The sequence below is a fragment of the Aquidulcibacter sp. genome (assembly GCF_020253525.1).
In the GTDB taxonomy this organism is placed as follows: Bacteria; Pseudomonadota; Alphaproteobacteria; order Caulobacterales; family Aquidulcibacteraceae; genus Aquidulcibacter.
On sequence record NZ_JADCBK010000032.1, the window covers coordinates 37,790 to 56,721 of the forward strand.

Genomic DNA, 18,932 nt, shown 5'->3' on the forward strand with positions numbered 1-18,932 from the left:
TTTGGGAAAGTAACCCCGCCCCGCAAAGCGCACGCAATCACATAAGCCATTCAATTAAAAAAACTTCATGACAGCCTTTTCACGGGCAATTGAAGACGAAGTAAGAGATAGAAAGGGCCACACTTTGTTTTTGGGCGGGGAAACACCCATGGCTTTGGTCTCTTACCGCGCGCTTGCCTTTGCGCTCGCACCCTTTGTTGTTTGCAGCAGCCTAGCCTTTAGTTCGGCCTTGGCGCAGAATGCTGAAACCACAAGCCCGGCGTCTGGCTTCACCAATGCGCTGCCTGAACTTGTTGAGGGCAAGCGCACTTTCCTGCCCGCCTATTTTAACGACATTACCCCACAAACGGCTGCCGACATGGTGGTTCGCATTCCAGGCTTTAGCATTGATGATGGGGAGTCTGTGCGTGGGTTTGGTGCAGCCGCTGGCAATGTGCTGATCGATGGCTCACGCCCAACCAGCAAGAATGAAAGCCTCTTTTCCATTCTCGCGCGGATCCCTGCGGGCAATGTTGAAAGAATTGAACTGCTTGAAGGGGCCGCTGCTGGCGCCCTGGCACCGGGCAAAAGCCTCGTTGTTAATGTGGTCCGCAAAACGAATAACAAGGCGAGCGGCAAATGGGAGGTGCAAGCCACAGGCGTCGGCAGTGGCCGGATCAAGCCGAAGCTCGACACCTCCTACACGTCAAAAATCGCTGGCTTTAATGTAACCACTGGCCTGCATGCCGAGATTGAAAACGTCGAAGACTTTATCGGTTTTGAAGGCATTCTGTCGCCCGCTGGGGTCTATACCGAGCGCGGGCCGAATGATGACCGTCGCCGCTCCAAATATGCGCAAGCAACCTTCGCGCTCGATGGCAAAATTGGCGAAACTAAGCTCAACGCTAATGGTAGCTATATGGAAGGCAAATTTCGTCGCACTTGGGTACATGTGGCCTTCCGCCCCAATGCCACCCTGCCATTTCGGGTCGATGAGGGCCTTGAAACCAACAATACCCAGCGCTGGGAGATTGGCGGCGACTTAGAGCGCGACGTAGCCGGCTGGACGGGAAAACTAGCGTTGCTTGCTAAGGCAACTGAAGACGAAAACTCTGACCTTGCAGGCTTTAATGCTGTTGGACAGGCGAAAAATTTTGGCCGCTTTATCGCGAGCTCCACCAATGAAGAACGGGTAGGACGGCTCACGTTCAAAAGGAAGTTCGGGGCCCACCAAATCGAAACAGGCGGGGAAGTTGCTTTCAATCGTCTCGATTTCATCGGGCAATATGCGGAAGGCAATGGCACCATCTTTGTGGTCCGACCATCAGACATCTCATCCACCGAAGTTTCCGAGAACCGGAGGGAAGCTTTCATCAGCGATTCTTGGACGATTTCGCCCAAACTCACCCTTGAATCCACACTGACGGGCGAATGGTCCACGATTGAACAGACGGGGGCATCGGGCAAGAAACGGTCCTTCTTCTATCCCAAACCACGGGTCAAAGCTGCTTGGAAACCACAAGATGGCTGGACCTATCGTATTGAAGTAGAGCGCGTGGTGGGACAGTTAGATTTCGGTGCCTTTGCGGACTCTGCCTCTGTGGGTGACAGCAATCAGAATAGTGGCAATCCGGAATTAAGGCCTGAACAGATTTGGTCAGGCCTAATCGGCATCGAACGACGCTGGGGCAAACGCGGCGTAATTAATGCCTCGCTCGTACAAGAAAAGTTTGAAGATCAATTGACCCTTGTCCCCACCCGGAATGGTGGAGTTGCATTGGGCAATGTGCCTGAAGCCGAGCGCTGGGGCTATAATGTGACTTGGACCATCCCCTTGTCTGCACTGCTGACAGGGTTGGAGCTTGAAGGCAATTATCGCTGGCGCGATTCTGAGCTGATTGACCCGATCACCAACCAAGCTAGGCCCTTTTCCGGCTGGAACGGCAAGAATTTCAACACCAACATCAGTTATGAAATTCCCAAGAAGAAGTTGCGCATGGGTGCTTGGTATTGGCGTGGCAATAACAATCGGGAATACCGCCCCAACCAAACCTTTCAATGGGGCACGATCGACAGCTGGGGCGCATGGATCGAGACCAAGGCCTATAAAAATCTAAGCCTTGAATTCGGCGTTGAAGATCCCTTGGGAACGACCTTCAACCGTCTGCGAACCGACTTCACCCCCGACCGTCGGTCAGGGGTGGTGCGTCAGACCCAATATCGTGAACGCTCTAAAGATGGGACTTGGTATCTTCTGGTCAAAGGCACCTTCTGACCAAGAGACTCCAGCTTCATTTTACGCCGTGAGCGAGCTTCTTCAGAAGCGGTGACGCCAAAGCCATCACAATTCCAATCCCAATCGACCAAAGACCAATCGCATTGAATACTTCGAGCGACGTTGCCAAGGCCTTGGCAGGATCGGTCACTTGACCCGCCACGGTCTCTGTTGCGGTCAATTGCGCGATGATACCCCCTAGATATTGCGCGCCAGAGCTGGCCAAGAACCAGGTTGCCATCAGGGTTGAGAGGAGCTTAGGGGTAGATAACTTCGTCATCCAGCTCAGGCCTACTGGGCTTAAACACAGCTCCCCCGTCGTATGCAGGAGATAGGCCAGCGCCAAAAAGATGACTGGCACACGGGCTTGGTCATCTGCAAATTTTGCGCCCCAGACTAGAATCAAGAATCCTAAGCCCACTTGCACCAAAGCAATGGCGAACTTCATTGGTGCAGATGGGTCCATATTGCGTTGGCCCAGCTTCACCCACAGCCATGCAAACACAGGGGCGAAGATGAGAATAAAGCCCGAATTGAAGCTTTGAGTCTGGGGGGCGCTGATGCTGACAAAGCCGTTGTCGGGCAAGGCCACATTGGTGGCGGTAAACAGCGACAGCGACGAGCCTGCTTGTTCAAACAACGTCCAGAATACAACCGAAGCGGCGATCAAGACCAAAGCTAAGATCAAGCGACCAGCCTCTTCTTTGCTGCACGCTGTCACCATATGATAGACAATATAGATCAGCACGGCAGCCGAGCCGAGGGCGAGCATATTGCCAACCAATTGGTTGTTTTGCACCAAGAACCAAATGGCAGGAACCGAGACAATTGCCCCGATATAGATGGCGGTCTCCAAATTGATGGGCCCCAAAACCTTTTTCTTCAAAGCTTCGGGATCGGGTGGCTCGCCCTTGCCTTCCAAGCTGTCCTTACCACGTACAAAGGCAATATAGCCCGCCAGCATACCGACGCCGGCAAGTCCAAAGCCTGCCCACCAGCCAACAACTGTCCCTAAAGCCCCACACAGAATGGCGGCCCAAAAGGCTCCCAGATTGATACCATAATAATAGAGGGTAAAGCCCGGATCGCGGCGTGGGTCGCCTTCGGGATAGAGCTGCCCCACAATGGACGAAATACTGGGCTTCAAAAAGCCAACACCCAAAATGATCAAGGACAGGGCGATGTAAAAGATGATCTCAAAAGGACCCTCTGACTTCACCTTCTTCAATTCATAGCTGCCGGCTGGCAGCAGAGCTGGCACTGGGGCCGTGGCAGGAAGGTCCTTGATCTCAATGCCTTTTTCAGAAGCACTATAAGCATAGGCTTGTTCGCCAATCTTCAGCTTGGCAACATAGTCTTCATTGCGCCCTTCTGTAACAAATTCATATGTGGCGCCCTGATAGGTCAGGGTCTGGGTTGTGGGCTTGCCCTCAAAGCCCATCGCAAAGTGACCAAACACCAGCGCCAAAGCGCCAAAGGCGATGGCTTTACGTGTGCCCAAGAAGCGGTCTGCCAGCACCCCACCAACCAGCGGCAAGAGATAAACAAGCGTCGTATACGAGGAGTAGGTCTTTTGCGCGTCGGCTTGGTCAAACAAAAAGTGCTGCACCAAATAGACCGTTAGCAGGCCGCGCATGCCGTAATAGGAAAAGCGCTCCCACATTTCGGCAAAGAACAGCACGCGCAGGCCTTTGGGGTGATTTTTCATCTCTCTGGCGACTGGGAAAATCGTCCCCAAAGTCACCAAAAGCCCACCGGCAAACACGATGTTCCAAATAACACCCCAAAGATCCGACATGATCAAACTCCCCCTGAGTGCCGCTTATAACGGACCCGTGATCTGTGGCGCGCACATGATCACGGGATTGCGATCAGGGCAAGGGCAGTTAAGCGGCTGGCATTGCACGCTTATCAGTCAACTCAAGAGCTATGCTGGACAGGCAGCTCAGCATGTAAATCCAAGTCGCCACCCAATTTATCGCCAACCGACAATGCATTGAGACGGGCATAGGCCCCACCTTTTGCGACCAACGACTCATGGGTGCCTTGCTCGACGATACGTCCAGCCTCGAACACGAGGATTCGATCTGCCTCACGCACTGTCGAGAGACGGTGAGCAATAAGGATTGTCGTCTTGTCCTTGGCCAAGGCTTTCATCGCATCTTGAACATCGCGTTCTGTCTGCGTGTCGAGCGAGGATGTCGCCTCATCCAAGATCAAGATCCGCGCATCGGCTAAGAAAGCGCGGGCAAGGGCCACACGTTGCCGCTCCCCGCCTGACAGCTTAACCCCGCGCTCGCCCACTTGCGTGGCGAGACCCTTGGGCAAACGACCGATAAAGTCCGCCGCGCGGGCATCCCGCGTGGCTGCTTCCAATTCTTCTCGCGTGGCATCAGGCCGGGCATAGGCAATATTCTCGTGCAAGCTGCGGTGAAACAAAGCTGGGTCCTGCGGCACAAGAGCGATCGAGCTACGCAGACTATCCTGGCGGACGTGGCGCACATCTTGGCCATCAATGCGGATCGCACCGGCATCCACATCATAAAGCCGCTGCAGCAACTTCACGAAGGTCGACTTGCCAGAGCCTGTTTGACCCACCAGGGCCACCGTCTCCCCGGGTTGGATGGTCAAAGAGAAGTCATGGTACAAAGGCTCACTCTGACCGCGATAGCCGAAAGTGACTTGATCAAACACAATCTCGCCCCTGCCTTGCACAAAGGCTTTGGCGTTGGGTGCATCGGCGACGTCTTCGACCTCCAAGCTATAGGCCACCGCATCTTCGATATCGGCAAAGCCGCGTTGCACTTGCTGCACCGTCTCACCCAGATTGCGCAAATAGCTGGCGATCAGAAAGTAGCTGGTCAAAGCAAAAGTTGCGTCGCCGGGGCTCGCGCGCCCTTCTCGCCACTCTATCAAGACAAGGCCCAATAGCCCCACTTGTAAGGACCACAGGATGATGTTGGATACGGCCCAGCCGTCTGCATAGCGCATCCAAGTGGTGGCCACGAGACCGCGCCACTTTTCAACAACACCGCTGAAGCGGGCCTCTTCACGGGCTTCGGCTCCAAAAGCTTTCACCGTCGGGTTAGCCGAAACGGCATCAGCCAAGGCAGCGCCGATGGCGGTATCGGCCGAGTTAGAACGCTCATTGGCCTTTTGGATGTAAAAGCGTGCGATCAGAATGCTGGCGGTCGTAAACAGGGTGATCGACCCACCGACATAGAGGCCGACCATCGGCCAGGTCGCCAACATCATCCCCGTCAACCCCAACAGAACAATGGCGGCAGGCAGAATGAACCAGAGGAAATTGTCCGACAGCGTGTCATAGGCCCACATGGCGCGGCTTACCCGGCGCACGGTCGCGCCAGCAAAGTTATCGCTGTGCCACTGGCTGGAAAAGCGCTGCACATCTCGGAAGCTGGATTGGGTGATATTGGCCATATTGCGGGCCGCAAACAGGTTCCAAACCCGCACCAAAATATTGCGCAGGACAAACATGCCCGCCGCAATTGCCGCAAACAGCCAGAAGAGGTCGAAGGCATGATCGGCGGCTTGCGGGCCTTCCGTCAATTTCTCGACAATCCTGCCAGATAAAGCGGGCAAGAGCAGCTCGCACGCAGTTGAGGCCACCATCAGCACAACAACGGCTAAGAATTTCACCGGCTGGCTGGACCAATGCCGCCAGAGGTAAAGCATGATTTGGCCGATATGGGCCTTTTGCTGACGCGTCGAGGCGTCGTCTTCATCATCAAAAAAATCGGACATAGTTCACTCAGAGACAGAACAGCTAAGCACCAAGTGGCGTTGTTTGGGTGCGTGCTGTTTGAAAAAACTCAAGCAAGGCCGACAGACGGCAAAGCCACGAAGGAAGTGAAGTGCGACGCGCGTGGGTCGGCTCAAACAAATGAGACAAACCATCGTTGGATGGGCGGCGTCGGCAATCGCCCCGTGTCAGTACTCAGTCATGCTTAAGTAGGTCCCCTCAGTTCGTGAATGGTGTGGTTAACGATTGAAACCGCAAGGGTAAAGCCCGTCAAACTCAAATGGCACCTGCTTTGGCCATCTTGGCACAGACCTGTGGCCCGAAGGCCACAGAACCTCAATAGCCCTTGGTGATTTTGTCGTGGGCAATAATGCCCTTCAACACATCTTCCAACTCAGCAAAGGGCACCATGTTCGGCCCGTCTGAGGGGGCCTTATCGGGGTCTGGATGGCTTTCCATAAAGATCGCCGCCACACCCACAGCCGCTGCGGCACGCGCCAGATATTTGACCATGGTGCGATCCCCGCCCGAAGAATCTCCCTTGCCACCGGGCTGCTGCACCGAATGGGTTGCGTCAAACACAACTGGTGCACCAAAAGCCGCCATAGTAGGCAGGCCACGGAAGTCGGTCACCAAGGTATTATACCCAAAGCTGGCACCCCGTTCGGTCACCATCACATTGGGATTCCCAGAGCCGGTGACCTTGGCAATCACATGCTTCATATCCCAAGGGGCCAAGAATTGCCCCTTTTTGACATTGACGACTTTACCCGTCTTAGCCGCCGCAATCAGAAGATCCGTCTGACGGCACAAGAAGGCTGGGATTTGCAGCACGTCGACCACTTCGCCCACGATCCGGCAATGCTCTTCCGTGTGCACGTCGGTCAAAACCGGCAGGCCTAGCTTGTCCTTAATCTCTTGAAACACCGACATCGCATTATCGAGTCCGAAGCCGCGCGCACCCGTCAGGCTCGACCGATTGGCCTTGTCATAGCTCGACTTGTAAATCAGGCCCGCGCCCAATTTGCCATAGGTCTCTTTCAGCCATTGGGCAGTTTCAAGCGCATGTTCGCGGCTTTCCATCGCACAAGGTCCGCAGATGAAACTGATCGGCAAGCTATTGCCAACTTGAACAGCGCCAGAGCCAGCACCGACGGTGACGATGGGGGCGGGATTGGTCATCTTTACATCTCCGGCGGCTGGTTAGCCGCAACATAGTTTGACTGGCCTGATTGCAGGCAGGCGCGCGCCGCTTTTGGCATAGCTTCGCGCTGAAATAAACAGATAGGGATCAGGACGATGCCTTTCGATGGGGTTTGGTTAACACATGCATAAGGTTTCGCAGTTTTAATGGCTGTATGACCCAGCTAGAAACCCCTTTTCCCCGTAAGCTTGGACCGGTTACCCGACCGCCCGTGGCGATTGCGCGCGGCTATCGGGATAACGACCTCAACAAGCAAAAATGGTCGTGGCAGCAGACCTTGGCGTTCGCCGTTTTTGCCTCAACAATCTTGTGGGGTTTGATCTTTTTGGCGATCCGCGCACTGCTGGCTTAATCTGGCCCAAGATGAGCCATCAGGGCTGGACAAATCGCGTCTAAAGACCGAGGAAGCTAAGCCATGAAACTGATTTCCTATACCCTTGGCTTCCCTCCAACAGAGATGCGTCCAGGCCCTGCCCAGCGCCCCTGGATGGACTCCACCTCTGACCGCTTCGCCTATCGCTGCTTGCCGCTCAATATTGCCAATCAATATGGGTGGGAGTTGCTATGCCCCTGTTCATTTGAAGTAACTTGGGATGGCGGGCCAAGCCCGGATGCGATGGTGGTCGAAATCTTGGAAGATGGTTGGCCCCATCCAACCAGCCACTTCGGCCATGGCGTTTTGACCTTTCATGTGAACCAGATTTTCCGCACAGAGCCCGGTACCCAATTGATGACGACCGGGCCGATGAATAATCCCAAGGACGGGATTGCCGCTCTATCTGGCATTATCGAGACCGATTGGTCGCACTATACCTTTACAATGAATTGGGTGATGACGCGCGCTTTCCACCCCGTCCGCTTCCAAAAGGGCGAGCCGTTTGCCCATATCTTCCCAGTCAATCTGGCGGCAATTGAGCAGATCAAGCCCGAATTCAAGCCCTATGAGACCGAAGAAAACCTCAAGGAATCCTATGAGGCTTGGCAAGATAGTCGCAATATCTTCAATCAAGAGCTTGAAATTCCAGACTCCCAGGCCCGCAAGGACAAGTGGCAGAAATCCTATTTCCAAGGTCTGGGTCCCGATGCAAAGCCAACACAAAAGGGGCGCCATTGGACCAAACTCGACGTGCAGCCTTGGCCGGGCTCGAAAGCAAAAAAGAAATAGGGCCACTCGACAAAAGAACATAGATGGAACATGATGGGTTATGCTTGACCCTGTAAGTCCTGATCTTTTGTCCTATACCGCCACAGAAACAGTGGGTTCGGCTGCTATGCCAGCGGCACGGCCGGATGTCACTGTAGCCGTGCGTACTGGCGCGACGCGCTGTCTGATCCATGCCGGCTATGCCCCCATTTGGGAGTTTAAGCTCGCCAATAATCGCCGCGCCGACATTTGCGGTCTCAGCCAAAAGGGTGAGTTGGTGATTGTAGAGGTCAAATCCGGGGTGGAGGATTTCAAGACCGATATGAAATGGCCCGAATATGCGCCTTATTGTGACCTTTTCTATTTCGCCGTCGCGCCGGATTTTCCAATCGACTTGATCCCCGCCACCGAAGACCAAGCGCCGGGCCTGATTGTCGCCGATAGCTTTGGGGCAGAAATTGTGCGCCGCGCGCCACGCTTTGATCTGGCCCCAGCGCGGCGCAAAGCCGTGACCTTAAGTTTTGCCCGCCATGCAGCCGTGCGGGCACTGCGGATCTAAGTGCCAAACCGCTCGAACGCTTGGGTGACAGCGGGGCCAAATTCCAAATTGCGTTTGGCATAAAAGCCCGCAAGCCCTGCTAGAATATCGCCCGGCGTTGTTTGGGGAGAGCCGCCGACGAAAGGCGGGGCCGGATCATATTCAATCGACAATTGGACGCGCTGGGCCACGGCTTGCCCGGCGATTTCAGCGACAATGGTCAAGGCAAAATCGATACCTGCCGTCACCCCGCCGCCCGTAAAGACCCGCCCATCGCGCACGACACGGCCTTGAGTTGGGATCGCACCAACCTCCGCCAGTAGGCTATGATAGGCCCAATGCGTGGTCGCCTGCTTGCCCTTTAACAAGCCTGCTGCACCCAGAACAAATGCCCCCGTACAGACGCTGGTGATGTAGCGCGCGCTGCCTGCCTGCGCTTTCAGAAAAGCGATCAGCACGGGGTCTGCCATGGCCTGTTCCACCCCAAAGCCACCCGGCACACAGATCAAATCGAGCGGCGGACAGACGTCAAACGTCGTCGTCGGCACGAGCGACAATCCACAATCACTTGGCACCGGATCAAGGCTATGGCTGATGATATGAACTTGGGAATCCGGCAAGCGATGCAAGACCTGCAATGGCCCCGTGAAATCCAACTGCGTGACATTGGGAAACAAAATAAATCCGATTTGAAACATGGTGCCTCGCAGAGGGTTGATACGCCAAAATCCGTATCATGACGCGATGAAGCCTTAAAGACACATCCCATCACGCCTTGGCCATCACGCCTTGGACAAAGCGCCGCAGGGCAAACTGCCAATGCGTGCTTGCCAGCGCCAAGAATAAGTGGTGGATCACCGCCATGTCGAAACCCTCTGAAACGCCCCCCGCCAAGCCCTCGATCCCTTTGCCGCGCCTGATTGCGATTGGCGCGCTTGGCCTTGGCATACTGGTTCTGGGTGCGGCTTTCCTGCAGAAGAGTTTGGCGCCCAAACCTGTTGAAGCCGCCCTGCCAGAGGGCTGTAACGCCCGCGCCTTTGCCGAGATTGGCGGACCTTTCAATCTGGTCAATCAAGACAATGTGGCGGTCAGCGAGAAGACCTTTGCGGGCAAGCCAGCGCTGATCTATTTTGGCTTTACCTACTGCCCCGATATCTGCCCGCTCTCCTTGCAAACCATGCGCCTGGCTCTCGAAGAAGCCAAAACAGTGCCCGGTTCGAAATCGACCGACATTCAGCCGATTTTGATCAGTTTGGACCCAGAACGCGACACACCTGCTGCCATGAAAGCCTATGTGACATCGGCAGGCTTCCCCCAAGGTTTGCAAGGCCTGACCGGCACGCCCGAGCAAGTAAGTGCCGCGGCCAAGGCGTTTAAAGTTGGGTTTCGCAAGTCCATCCCCGAAGGCGGTAAAGCCGAGGATTATGTTATAGACCATACCTCCATCTTCTATTTGCTCGACCGTCAGGGCAAGCTTGCGACCTTCTTTTCGGCCGATCCAGACCCCAAAGCCATGGGCCAATGTCTGGCAGCCCTGTCAAAGAATGGGTTGTAAAGACTCAGCCTCTACCCGAAATCAGGCTTAAAGAGGCAAGAATTCAGTCCACCTATTGGTTGTGCACCCTGCACAACGCAGTTGCAGCATTTATTCAAACTTCTGTTTTTAAAAACAAAATTTACATTCCCCTACGGCAAGCGGGCAAAACATGCTGCGCGATATGGTTGCCAAATCTTCATAGATGCCATGCAATCATAGCTGATCTGGCTGCCATATGTGGTGCGTGCAGAGGGGGCGACCATGCTTTATTCGATCGTTGAGATGCAGCGTGCCGCGATGATGCCTTGGCGAGTTGCGGTCAATTTCCAACGCGCCTTGCTGGCCAACCCCTTAAACCCCATCGCGCAAACACCCTTTGGCCGCAACCTGAGCGCCGCGTCGGATTTGTTTGAGGCGATGACCCGCCGCTATGAGAAGCCCGCTTGGCGTATCGAGTCGACTGTCATCAATGGCATCAAAGTGCCGGTCACGATTGAGACGGTCTGGTCTTCTGCCTGGTGCAGCCTTGTACATTTTAAGCGCGATAAGCAAGCTTTGGCGGAAGCGCGTGGCCCAGATTGGGTTGAGCCTCGTGTTCTGATCGCTGCCCCCTTGTCGGGCCATTTCGCCACTTTGCTGCGCGGCACCGTGGAGGCCTTTATCCAAGATCATGACGTCTATATCACCGATTGGCACGATGCGCGCGATGTACCGATTGGCATGGGCCGCTTTGATCTGGACGATTATATCGAACATATCCGCGAAATGCTGGGCCAAGTGGGCCCCAAGGCCCATGTGGTGGCTGTATGCCAACCCGGCCCCCCTGTCCTTGCCGCCATCGCCCTGATGGCGGAGGATAAGGACCCTGCCCTGCCCGCCTCCATGACCTATATGGGCTCTCCTATTGATGCGCGGTGTTCGCCCACGGTGACCAATAAGCTGGCTGAGGAAAAGCCGTTTACGTGGTTTGAGTCCAAGATGATCCAAACCGTGCCACCAATTTTTCCGGGCGCTTTCCGCCGGGTTTATCCAGGCTTTGTGCAACTTGCCTCCTTCATGCAAATGAATATGGACCGCCACATTGATGCCCATCGCGACTTCTTCAACCATCTGGTGGCGGGTGATGGCGACGAAGCCGAAAAGCATCGCGAATTCTACGACGAATATCTGGCAGTTCTCGACCTGTCAGAGGAATTCTACCTGCAGACGATCCAAAAGGTATTTCAAGAATATCATCTCCCGCGTGGCATCTTGATGTGTCGCGATCGTTTGGTGAAGCCAGAGCTTATCAAAACGGTCGCGCTGATGACGGTAGAAGGCGAGAAAGACGACATCTCTGGCATTGGCCAGACCCAAGCCGCCCACGACATCTGCACCGGCATTCCCAAAAAGATGCGTTATGACTATGTGCAAGAAGGCGTCGGCCACTATGGCGTGTTCAATGGCCGACGCTTCAAGAGCGAGATCTACCCCCGCCAAAAGCAGTTTATCCGCACTTATTTCAGTGCGGATAAAGAACGTCAGTTTTTAGCAGGCGGCTGATTGGTAAAGGTGATACCGAGCCGAGTTGGCAGGTCTTTTGGGTCCGCCAAACTTGGAAGCTCAACCGGCACGGGCGGTTGCATAGCCGCTGTCATCACACCGCCAATCTCAATCCAGCGGGCCAAGGAAATCAGGAACTGACGTTCCATAATCGACTTGTTTTTCTCCGCCGCAGACTTGCGCAGGGGCTCTGCCCAGGATTGACGGACTTGAGCCACGGCTTGTGCATCCTGTGTGGCCGAACGGCTGGTCGCCCCTTTGGCTGGAGGTGCCATCATAGACGCAAACACCCCGGCAGCTTTGGCAATTCCACCCTGGTCGCGGAGTTCAAGCGCACCATTGAGGAAGCGCATGCCCTGATAAATCGCCAAGCTTTGCTTGAGTTGTGCCGTAGGGTCAGGCTTCTTAGCCCCTTTACCCTTGGGCGCATTCGCTTTCTTCAAATCCTCAGCCAAGGGTCCAATGAGGGCATCTACCGTTTGTTCGCGATAAAACTTCCCCAGCCCGTCCATGGCAAAGTCAAGGTTGACACCAGCCCAGCCTTTGAACGTGTAGTTCAAATCATTCAGGGTCGCGATATCGGTAACCGGGTCATATTTTGCCTCTGCCCCGATGACCAATTCAATCCCGTCAGACAAGAGAGGGGCAAACATCGCCATGGGACTATCTGGCTGGTTCAGCAAAGCTTCGGGAACCGTCAGCTTCATGGTGATGGGTTCCAATTTTGTGGCGGTAATGATGCCATCGCCGTTGCGCACCGCACGCGTCGCGATCCGATCAATGGTAAAGTTGAACCCCTGAAACCCGACCGCGAAATTCGACATATTGATCGCACCAATGCCGCCATCGAGAGGGCCACCGGGCAGCAAATCCTTCAGCTTCGGGCTGGGTGTGGCTGGCGCAGGTGCCGCCTTGCTGGTTGCAGCGACACTCGCGGATGTCGAAGCTAGATCAGCAAAGCCCATGAGAGCGGAGCGACCGGTAGGCTTTGGCTCCAAGTTTGGCACTATTTTCATAAAGGCACTGCCGAGTGCCCCAAAATACACAAGGTTGATGTCATCCAAGGTAAGGGAGTCTAGCCCCATATCTACGCGCTTTTCAGCCTCACCCGTTGTCACCTTCATACCCGAAAGGCTGAAGCGGCCGATGTTTTTCTCAGCCCAATTCGACAGCTCCATGCGGCCCATAGCGAGGTTAGACTTTTCAGGTTTTTCCTTGTCTGCGCCGGTTTCAAATTCCATGGAGAGGTTTTCCACCAACATGGAACCAAAGGACACCTTCTTGAAATCAAACTCTTTGGGCTCAAAGGTGCTGGCAGATTGAAGGGCCTCAAGGCCCGCCATCTTGAAGTCCGTCACCGAAATTCTACCAAGTTTCGCATTGCCGTCGGCTTCGAGAATTTCAAGACCCACAAGTTCCATAGATTTGGTGGAGCCACTATCTGGCGACAAGCGAACACCGACAAGATTGAGCGCGCCGATCTTGCCACTCCCCATCTGGCCGTCTTTGCCTTTCAGTTGCGAGACAATGTTTGAGACACGAATGTCCCCTTCAAACCCAGTTTGGCCCAATGTCGCAGCGCCGCGGGTTCCACCACGTGTGTCGCCGCCAACCCATCTGGTAAGCGCTTCAAGATTGGAAGCTTGCGTGAGGCCGGTTACTTCGATCTTGCCAAAGCTTGTTTTCTCGCCATCCTCGCTGAAGGTGGTGCCATTCTCAAAGGTGAGGCTAAAGCGGTCTGACTCCCCAGCCACGCCAGCAGCGGGCATGCGCTGAAGCACTAATTGGCCAAAGCTAATGTCGGATGTTTTTGTTTCCTTGCCCTTGAAAACCAGATTCTCAATCACCGCGCGGTCTTCGGTAACGCTCTTGGTTACAAATTGTGTTGTGGCGGTTGGCTTATCTAATTGCCAAGCTTGCAAAACATCGCGCATCTTTGGTGCGGTCTGCGCATAGGCAGGCGCGATCATAACCGAACATAGGGCTGTTGCAGCCAATAAAGACTTCAAATTCATCGATGGACTCCCCCAAAACACGGCGGCAAATTGGCATGATATGGCATCTCTGCCAACGGCAGAACTGTCTAACCCAAGATTACAAAAGTTTTAGTTTGCCGCAAACCAGACCTAACGCGGCGGCCCACTGGCCTCGACTGGACGAGCCTGCACATCCTTGACAATCTCGTCGAGACTGCGGGTTTCAGGCGCTGTGCGCGCGGGGGTGGGCGCTGTCGCAGCAGGTTGTGCTTCAGAGCCAGGCGCGGGAGGTACCGGCGAGCCGTCACCACCTAAAGTCACGTCGAGCGGGTCAACGGGCAAGGTCTCAACATTTTCGTCTGTCGGCTCGGCCAAAGCATTGGGATCGGGGGTCGGGGCAAGCGGCAGGGCAAAGCCACGTGGGGCCACCCCTTTCATCGTCGGGACCATGAAAGCGCGCCAAATCCGAGCTGGCGCAGAGCCGCCTGTGACGCGGTTGGTTTTGACAGTGAAGTCATCATTGCCAACCCAAACGCCTGCAACATAGCCGCCGGTAAAGCCAATGAACCAGGCATCGGCATAGTCACTGGTCGTTCCCGTTTTGCCGCCAACCGGACGGTCGGGCAATTGGGCGGCGCGGGCTGTCCCGGCAGAGACGACTTGGGCCAACATCAAATTCATATTGCGCAAGGGGCCATCTTCAATAGCACGACGCGGGGCTGGGGGGGTCCGCTCCCACAGGATTTTGCCAGAACGGGTCCGAATGCGCTTAAAGCCATAGGGGCTAACAGCCACCCCACCATTGGCGAAGGGCACATAGGCTGCGGTCAATTCAAGCGGGGTCAAGACCTCGGTGCCTAAAGCTAAGGTCGATTGCGGGTCGAGGCGTGAGCGAATGCCCAAACGGCGCGCGGCTCGAATAACGGAGTCGCGTCCAACTTCTTCGCCAAGGCCAACCGCAATGGTGTTGATAGAACGGGCAAAGGCACTGATCAGAGGCATGGGGCCCCGGAACTTGCCATCATAATTTTGCGGAGCCCATTCGCCGACTTTGATCGGCGCATCCACGCGCACAGAATAAGGCGTCTCGCCCCGCTCCATCGCGGCCAGATACACAAAGGGCTTGAAGGCAGAACCGGGTTGACGCTTGGCGTCAGTCACGCGGTTAAACTCGCTTTCTTGATAATTGCGACCGCCAACCATGGCGCGAACACCACCGTCGCCAGCAAAGGCGATGACGGCCCCTTGGCCCATGCGCATAGCCTTGCCATTCTGCCCCAGCTCTTGGGCAAGAGCGCCTTCAGCATTCAACTGAGCGGTGAGATCGAGGGTGGTTTCAACGATGATATCTTCTTCAGGCTCACCCACGATCGAGCCTACATCTTCCGCGATCCAGTCGAGGAAATAGGCTGCGCCACCACCGCGTGAGGTTGGCACAAAGCGCAATGGCTGGCTGACAGCTTGGAGGCGCTGGGCCTTGGTGATGACGCCTTGGGCTTCCATCACATCCAAAACCACCGTCGCCCGATCCGACGCACGCTGCGCGCTCGAGACCGGATTGAAGCGCGATGGGGCTTTCAATAGGCCTGCCAAAAGAGCTGCCTCGGAGATGGTCAGATTTTGCGGCGTTTTGTCAAAGTAGCGGCGTGCCGCTTCATCAATCCCATAAGCCCCTGAGCCAAAATACACGCGGGCGAGATAGAGAGCGAGAATTTCATCCTTGGTAAAGCGGCTTTCCAGCCAAACCGAAAGCAAGAGCTCTTGGGCTTTGCGCTTCAAGGATTGTTCTGACGACAAAAACAGGTTTTTCGCCAATTGCTGGGTAAGGGTAGAGCCGCCTTGAACCACACGACCGGCGCGCGCATTCACATAAAACGCCCGGGCCAAGCCTTCAAAGTCAAAGCCCCAATGGCGGTAGAACTTACGGTCTTCAATCGCCAAAACCGCTTGCGGCACATAGGGTGGCAAGCTCTTCAAGTCGATGGGCGGGGAATCAGGTGCACCACGCCGATCTACGACATTGCCACGAATATCGACATATGTGATCGAGGGCCGATCCGTCTTCTTCCACAGGGCCTCTGGGTCTGGCAGGTCCGAGGCGACCCAAATGAAGACACCTACGGCAAATACGCCCATCCACAAGACCATGACCGCCCCCCAATAGAAGAGGGTGCCAAAGAAACCGCGTCCTTTGCGGGGGCGTGCACCACTATTGGCCCGGGATGGACCGCGACGACGTAGTGGTGGACCATCTGGATAGCCGCCGCGACGACCGCCACCATTGGAATTTCTTCCATTGCCTGCCCCGCGCCCTGCCAAGATCGTAACCTTTCGTAAAGTCTCTCAGGATTGTCCTGCCTGATTGGGGTTAATCACAGGTGAATCTGGCAAATCCAAGGACGCTTCGAGACCACTCCAAGGCAAGTTTTGGCATTGTTTTTGCGCCCACAGGGCCATGAGCATCTTTTCGGGACAAATCATTCTGGTCGGCACCGCCGTATGCGAAGGCTATAATCACAAAGTGGCCAAAGGCGCACGTTGCGCCATGGTCTGTGTTTGCGACTGTGATCGCATGGAAGGCTTGGGCCTGCTTGAGCTTTATGAAACCGAAGACGGCCTTGATGCCGGTCGCCTGCTGGACGAGACCCTTGGCCGCCACGGTTGGAGCGACATCACGATCAAGGCCTGTATGCCAGTTGCCGATAAGACTGAGGGCTGGGAGCCGGAACTAGAGGCCTTGATCGGGGCAGCCAAGCGCCTTGGGGTGGCCCATATGGTGTTTGAACCAGAGTCAGACCGCCCCAAAGTCTTGCATTAGCTTAATGGAAGATCGGGCCCTAGCCGCCCGTATAACCAAAGCCCGAGGCATTGGCGCGTTCCACGCCTTCGAGGATCATTTTCTTTGCCACGTCGGCATCCTGCCAGCCCTTCAGCTTGGTCCATTTGCCGGGTTCTAAGTCCTTATAATGGGCAAAGAAGTGCTCAATTTGCGCGACTTGGATAGCAGGCAAATCCTTATAGCTGTCAACGCCATCATAAAAGGCGGTCAGTTTTGGAATGGGAACAGCCAAAATCTTTTCGTCTTCGCCGGCTTGATCTTCCATCAGCAACACACCGATGGGCTTCACCCGCAAAACACAGCCCGGGATCAAGGCGCGGCGGCCAATGCACAGGACGTCGACAGGGTCACCATCGCCCGACAAGGTGCCGGGGATAAAGCCGTAATTGGTTGGATAGCGCATAGGGGTATAGAGAAAGCGGTCGACGAACATCGCGCCGGAATCCTTATCAATCTCATATTTGATCGGCTCACCACCCAGCGGCACTTCGATCACGACATTCACATCATTAGGCATATCGTGGCCGGGTGGAATTTTCTTGATATCCATAGGGAGGATTCCTGTGTTCAAAAAGACAATCGTTTTGGCAAGGCGACATGGCCATTCTTTATGGCCCGAACCCGTGCGCGCGGGGGTTTAGACTAAGTGACGACACAAAGCCATCATTGGATGCAATCATTTCTCGACCAAATGAGAAAGCGCATCGCGCAAACCCCTCTGCGCCACCTTGTGCAGAAACTCTAATCGGCTCAACACTGCCATCTTCCCCATTCGGGCTACAGCCTTTAATCTTGTCTTCATTGGGTCTGTTGCAGGCTCACACCCGAGGCTAATAGTTTGGAGCGCCGGTGAGATGAGTGAAGACGTAAAGCGGCCGAAAAATCCCACGATTAAAAGCCATAATGACACTGAGACGCCCAATCCAATTCCGTTTTACCTTCTACATGTCTCTGCTTTTGCAGCCATTTTCACAGGTGTTCATGCGGCAGACCTTTGGCTCTGTTTGGGCCTTTATCTGTTGCGCATGTTTGGCGTGACCGCGGGCTATCACCGCTATTTTGCCCATAAGAGCTTTAAGACCAGCAGGGTCTTTCAATTCATCCTCGCCTTCATCGCCCAGACGTCCGCCCAGCGCGGAATCTTGTGGTGGGCCAGCCACCACCGCAACCACCACCGCTTTTCTGATACGGCACAAGACGTCCACTCTCCGGCCAGAACCAGCTTCTGGTATGCCCATTTTGGCTGGGTGATTGATCCGAAGAATCACGAGACCGACTATGACGGTATCGCCGATTTCACCAAATATCCCGAACTCGTCTGGCTTGAGCGCAACCCCTATGTGCCGCCTGTCATTTTGGGTGTGATCGTCTGGCTGTTTGCCGGCTGGTCTGGCCTTGTTGTCGGCTATGTGTGGAGCTTGATCGCCTGCTATCATGCCACCTTCTGCATCAATTCACTCGCCCATGTGCATGGCCGCCAACGCTTTGTGACGGGCGACCATTCGCGCAACAATTGGATCCTAGCCATCGCCACAATGGGTGAAGGCTGGCACAACAATCACCATGCTTTCCCCAATGCCGCCCGCCAAGGCTTCAAATGGTGGGAGTTTGATTTGAGCTTCCTGATCTTGCGCGTTTTGTCCTGGTTCGGGATCGTCTGGGATTTGCGCCACCCGCCTAAGGAGATGGTGCAGGGCATTCATCTGCCAGGCCCTGCCCTGATGGAAAAGGCCGCGCATCAATTGTTGCAGGACTTTGCCGACCGCCTCGCCAAAGCCCGCGAAGGCTGGCGCGTGCCGACCATCGAGGAGTTGCGCGCGATTGCCATCCGCAACATGCCCAAGAACCCGCACCTCGATGCCATTTTAGCGCGCGCAGAAGAGCTCGCCGCCGAATGGATGCCCGCTTGGCTCGCCCAACAAACGGCCCGCCAACCAGGCTAATTCCACCGCTACCCCCACGATGTCATCCCCGCCAAAACGAAGTGGAGAGCGGGGACCTCGTGGGACTTTGCGCTCGGAGGTCCCCGATTGGCTGACGCCATCGGGGATGACATCGCTTTTGGTTTCTTTCCTCTGGAAGGCTTTGGTGCAGGCCGTGCCTACACCAAAGGCCAACTTCGATTGTTTGTGGGC

Annotated in this window: 15 protein-coding genes; 8 read left to right on the forward strand and 7 right to left on the reverse strand. The window is 55.2% G+C overall.

From position 1 onward, the window contains the following. Nucleotides 1-67 precede the first annotated feature (67 nt). Entirely contained in the window at nucleotides 68-2,254 is a 2,187-nt protein-coding gene (locus IOB61_RS04410; protein WP_290812785.1) for a TonB-dependent siderophore receptor, read from the forward strand. Nucleotides 2,255-2,270: 16 nt separating this feature from the next. Here IOB61_RS04410 and IOB61_RS04415 read toward each other — a convergent pair whose 3' ends face one another. From IOB61_RS04415 to kdsA, 3 genes are all read right to left on the reverse strand, one after another. After that, nucleotides 2,271-4,052, reverse strand: a complete 1,782-nt coding sequence (locus IOB61_RS04415) for a peptide MFS transporter (protein ID WP_290812786.1) — start codon at nucleotides 4,050-4,052, stop codon at nucleotides 2,271-2,273. A 122-nt stretch (nucleotides 4,053-4,174) separates the two neighbouring features. After that, nucleotides 4,175-6,019, reverse strand: coding sequence for an ABC transporter ATP-binding protein (locus IOB61_RS04420; RefSeq protein WP_290812787.1), 1,845 nt, complete (start codon nucleotides 6,017-6,019; stop codon nucleotides 4,175-4,177). A 334-nt stretch (nucleotides 6,020-6,353) separates the two neighbouring features. After that, nucleotides 6,354-7,199 carry a 3-deoxy-8-phosphooctulonate synthase gene (gene kdsA / locus IOB61_RS04425; protein ID WP_290812788.1) on the reverse strand — a complete coding sequence of 282 codons (846 nt, stop codon included), beginning with the start codon at nucleotides 7,197-7,199 and terminating at the stop codon, nucleotides 6,354-6,356. Nucleotides 7,200-7,375: 176 nt separating this feature from the next. On the opposite strand from kdsA, the gene IOB61_RS04430 reads away from it, so the two are divergent. From IOB61_RS04430 to IOB61_RS04440, 3 genes are all read left to right on the forward strand, one after another. After that, nucleotides 7,376-7,573 carry a hypothetical protein gene (locus IOB61_RS04430; RefSeq protein WP_290812789.1) on the forward strand — a complete coding sequence of 66 codons (198 nt, stop codon included), beginning with the start codon at nucleotides 7,376-7,378 and terminating at the stop codon, nucleotides 7,571-7,573. Between the two features lie 63 nt (nucleotides 7,574-7,636). Continuing rightward, the gene (locus IOB61_RS04435; RefSeq protein ID WP_290812790.1) at nucleotides 7,637-8,386 is read left to right on the forward strand and encodes a DUF6065 family protein; all 750 of its coding nucleotides are present in this window, start codon (nucleotides 7,637-7,639) and stop codon (nucleotides 8,384-8,386) included. Between the two features lie 106 nt (nucleotides 8,387-8,492). Next, nucleotides 8,493-8,924 carry an MmcB family DNA repair protein gene (locus IOB61_RS04440; RefSeq protein WP_085338301.1) on the forward strand — a complete coding sequence of 144 codons (432 nt, stop codon included), beginning with the start codon at nucleotides 8,493-8,495 and terminating at the stop codon, nucleotides 8,922-8,924. Here IOB61_RS04440 and IOB61_RS04445 read toward each other — a convergent pair. Further along, nucleotides 8,921-9,601: a DJ-1/PfpI family protein gene (locus IOB61_RS04445; RefSeq protein WP_290812791.1), complete on the reverse strand. Its 681-nt coding sequence runs from the start codon at nucleotides 9,599-9,601 to the stop codon at nucleotides 8,921-8,923. The two genes, IOB61_RS04440 and IOB61_RS04445, sit on opposite strands and share 4 nt — an antisense overlap. 164 nt (nucleotides 9,602-9,765) lie before the next feature. Between IOB61_RS04445 and IOB61_RS04450 the strand changes: the two genes are divergently transcribed. After that, nucleotides 9,766-10,458 carry an SCO family protein gene (locus IOB61_RS04450; RefSeq protein ID WP_290812792.1) on the forward strand — a complete coding sequence of 231 codons (693 nt, stop codon included), beginning with the start codon at nucleotides 9,766-9,768 and terminating at the stop codon, nucleotides 10,456-10,458. Nucleotides 10,459-10,701: 243 nt separating this feature from the next. Further along, entirely contained in the window at nucleotides 10,702-11,982 is a 1,281-nt protein-coding gene (locus IOB61_RS04455) for a polyhydroxyalkanoate depolymerase (RefSeq protein WP_290812794.1), read from the forward strand. Here the strand turns inward: IOB61_RS04455 and IOB61_RS04460 are convergent. After that, a complete protein-coding gene (locus IOB61_RS04460; RefSeq protein WP_290812796.1) occupies nucleotides 11,961-13,997 on the reverse strand; it encodes a hypothetical protein in 2,037 nt (678 codons plus the stop codon). The genes IOB61_RS04455 and IOB61_RS04460 overlap by 22 nt on opposite strands. A 111-nt stretch (nucleotides 13,998-14,108) precedes the next feature. Then, on the reverse strand, nucleotides 14,109-16,277 hold the full coding sequence (locus IOB61_RS04465; protein WP_290812798.1) for a transglycosylase domain-containing protein: 2,169 nt from the start codon (nucleotides 16,275-16,277) through the stop codon (nucleotides 14,109-14,111). A 136-nt stretch (nucleotides 16,278-16,413) separates the two neighbouring features. Between IOB61_RS04465 and IOB61_RS04470 the strand changes: the two genes are divergently transcribed. After that, nucleotides 16,414-16,776 carry a hypothetical protein gene (locus IOB61_RS04470; protein ID WP_290812800.1) on the forward strand — a complete coding sequence of 121 codons (363 nt, stop codon included), beginning with the start codon at nucleotides 16,414-16,416 and terminating at the stop codon, nucleotides 16,774-16,776. 19 nt (nucleotides 16,777-16,795) lie between these two features. On the opposite strand, the gene ppa is transcribed toward IOB61_RS04470, so the two are convergent. Further along, nucleotides 16,796-17,347, reverse strand: a complete 552-nt coding sequence (gene ppa, locus IOB61_RS04475) for an inorganic diphosphatase (RefSeq protein ID WP_290812802.1) — start codon at nucleotides 17,345-17,347, stop codon at nucleotides 16,796-16,798. A 304-nt stretch (nucleotides 17,348-17,651) separates the two neighbouring features. Between ppa and IOB61_RS04480 the strand changes: the two genes are divergently transcribed. Continuing rightward, nucleotides 17,652-18,740: a fatty acid desaturase gene (locus IOB61_RS04480; RefSeq protein ID WP_290812804.1), complete on the forward strand. Its 1,089-nt coding sequence runs from the start codon at nucleotides 17,652-17,654 to the stop codon at nucleotides 18,738-18,740. Nucleotides 18,741-18,932: the final 192 nt, after the last annotated feature.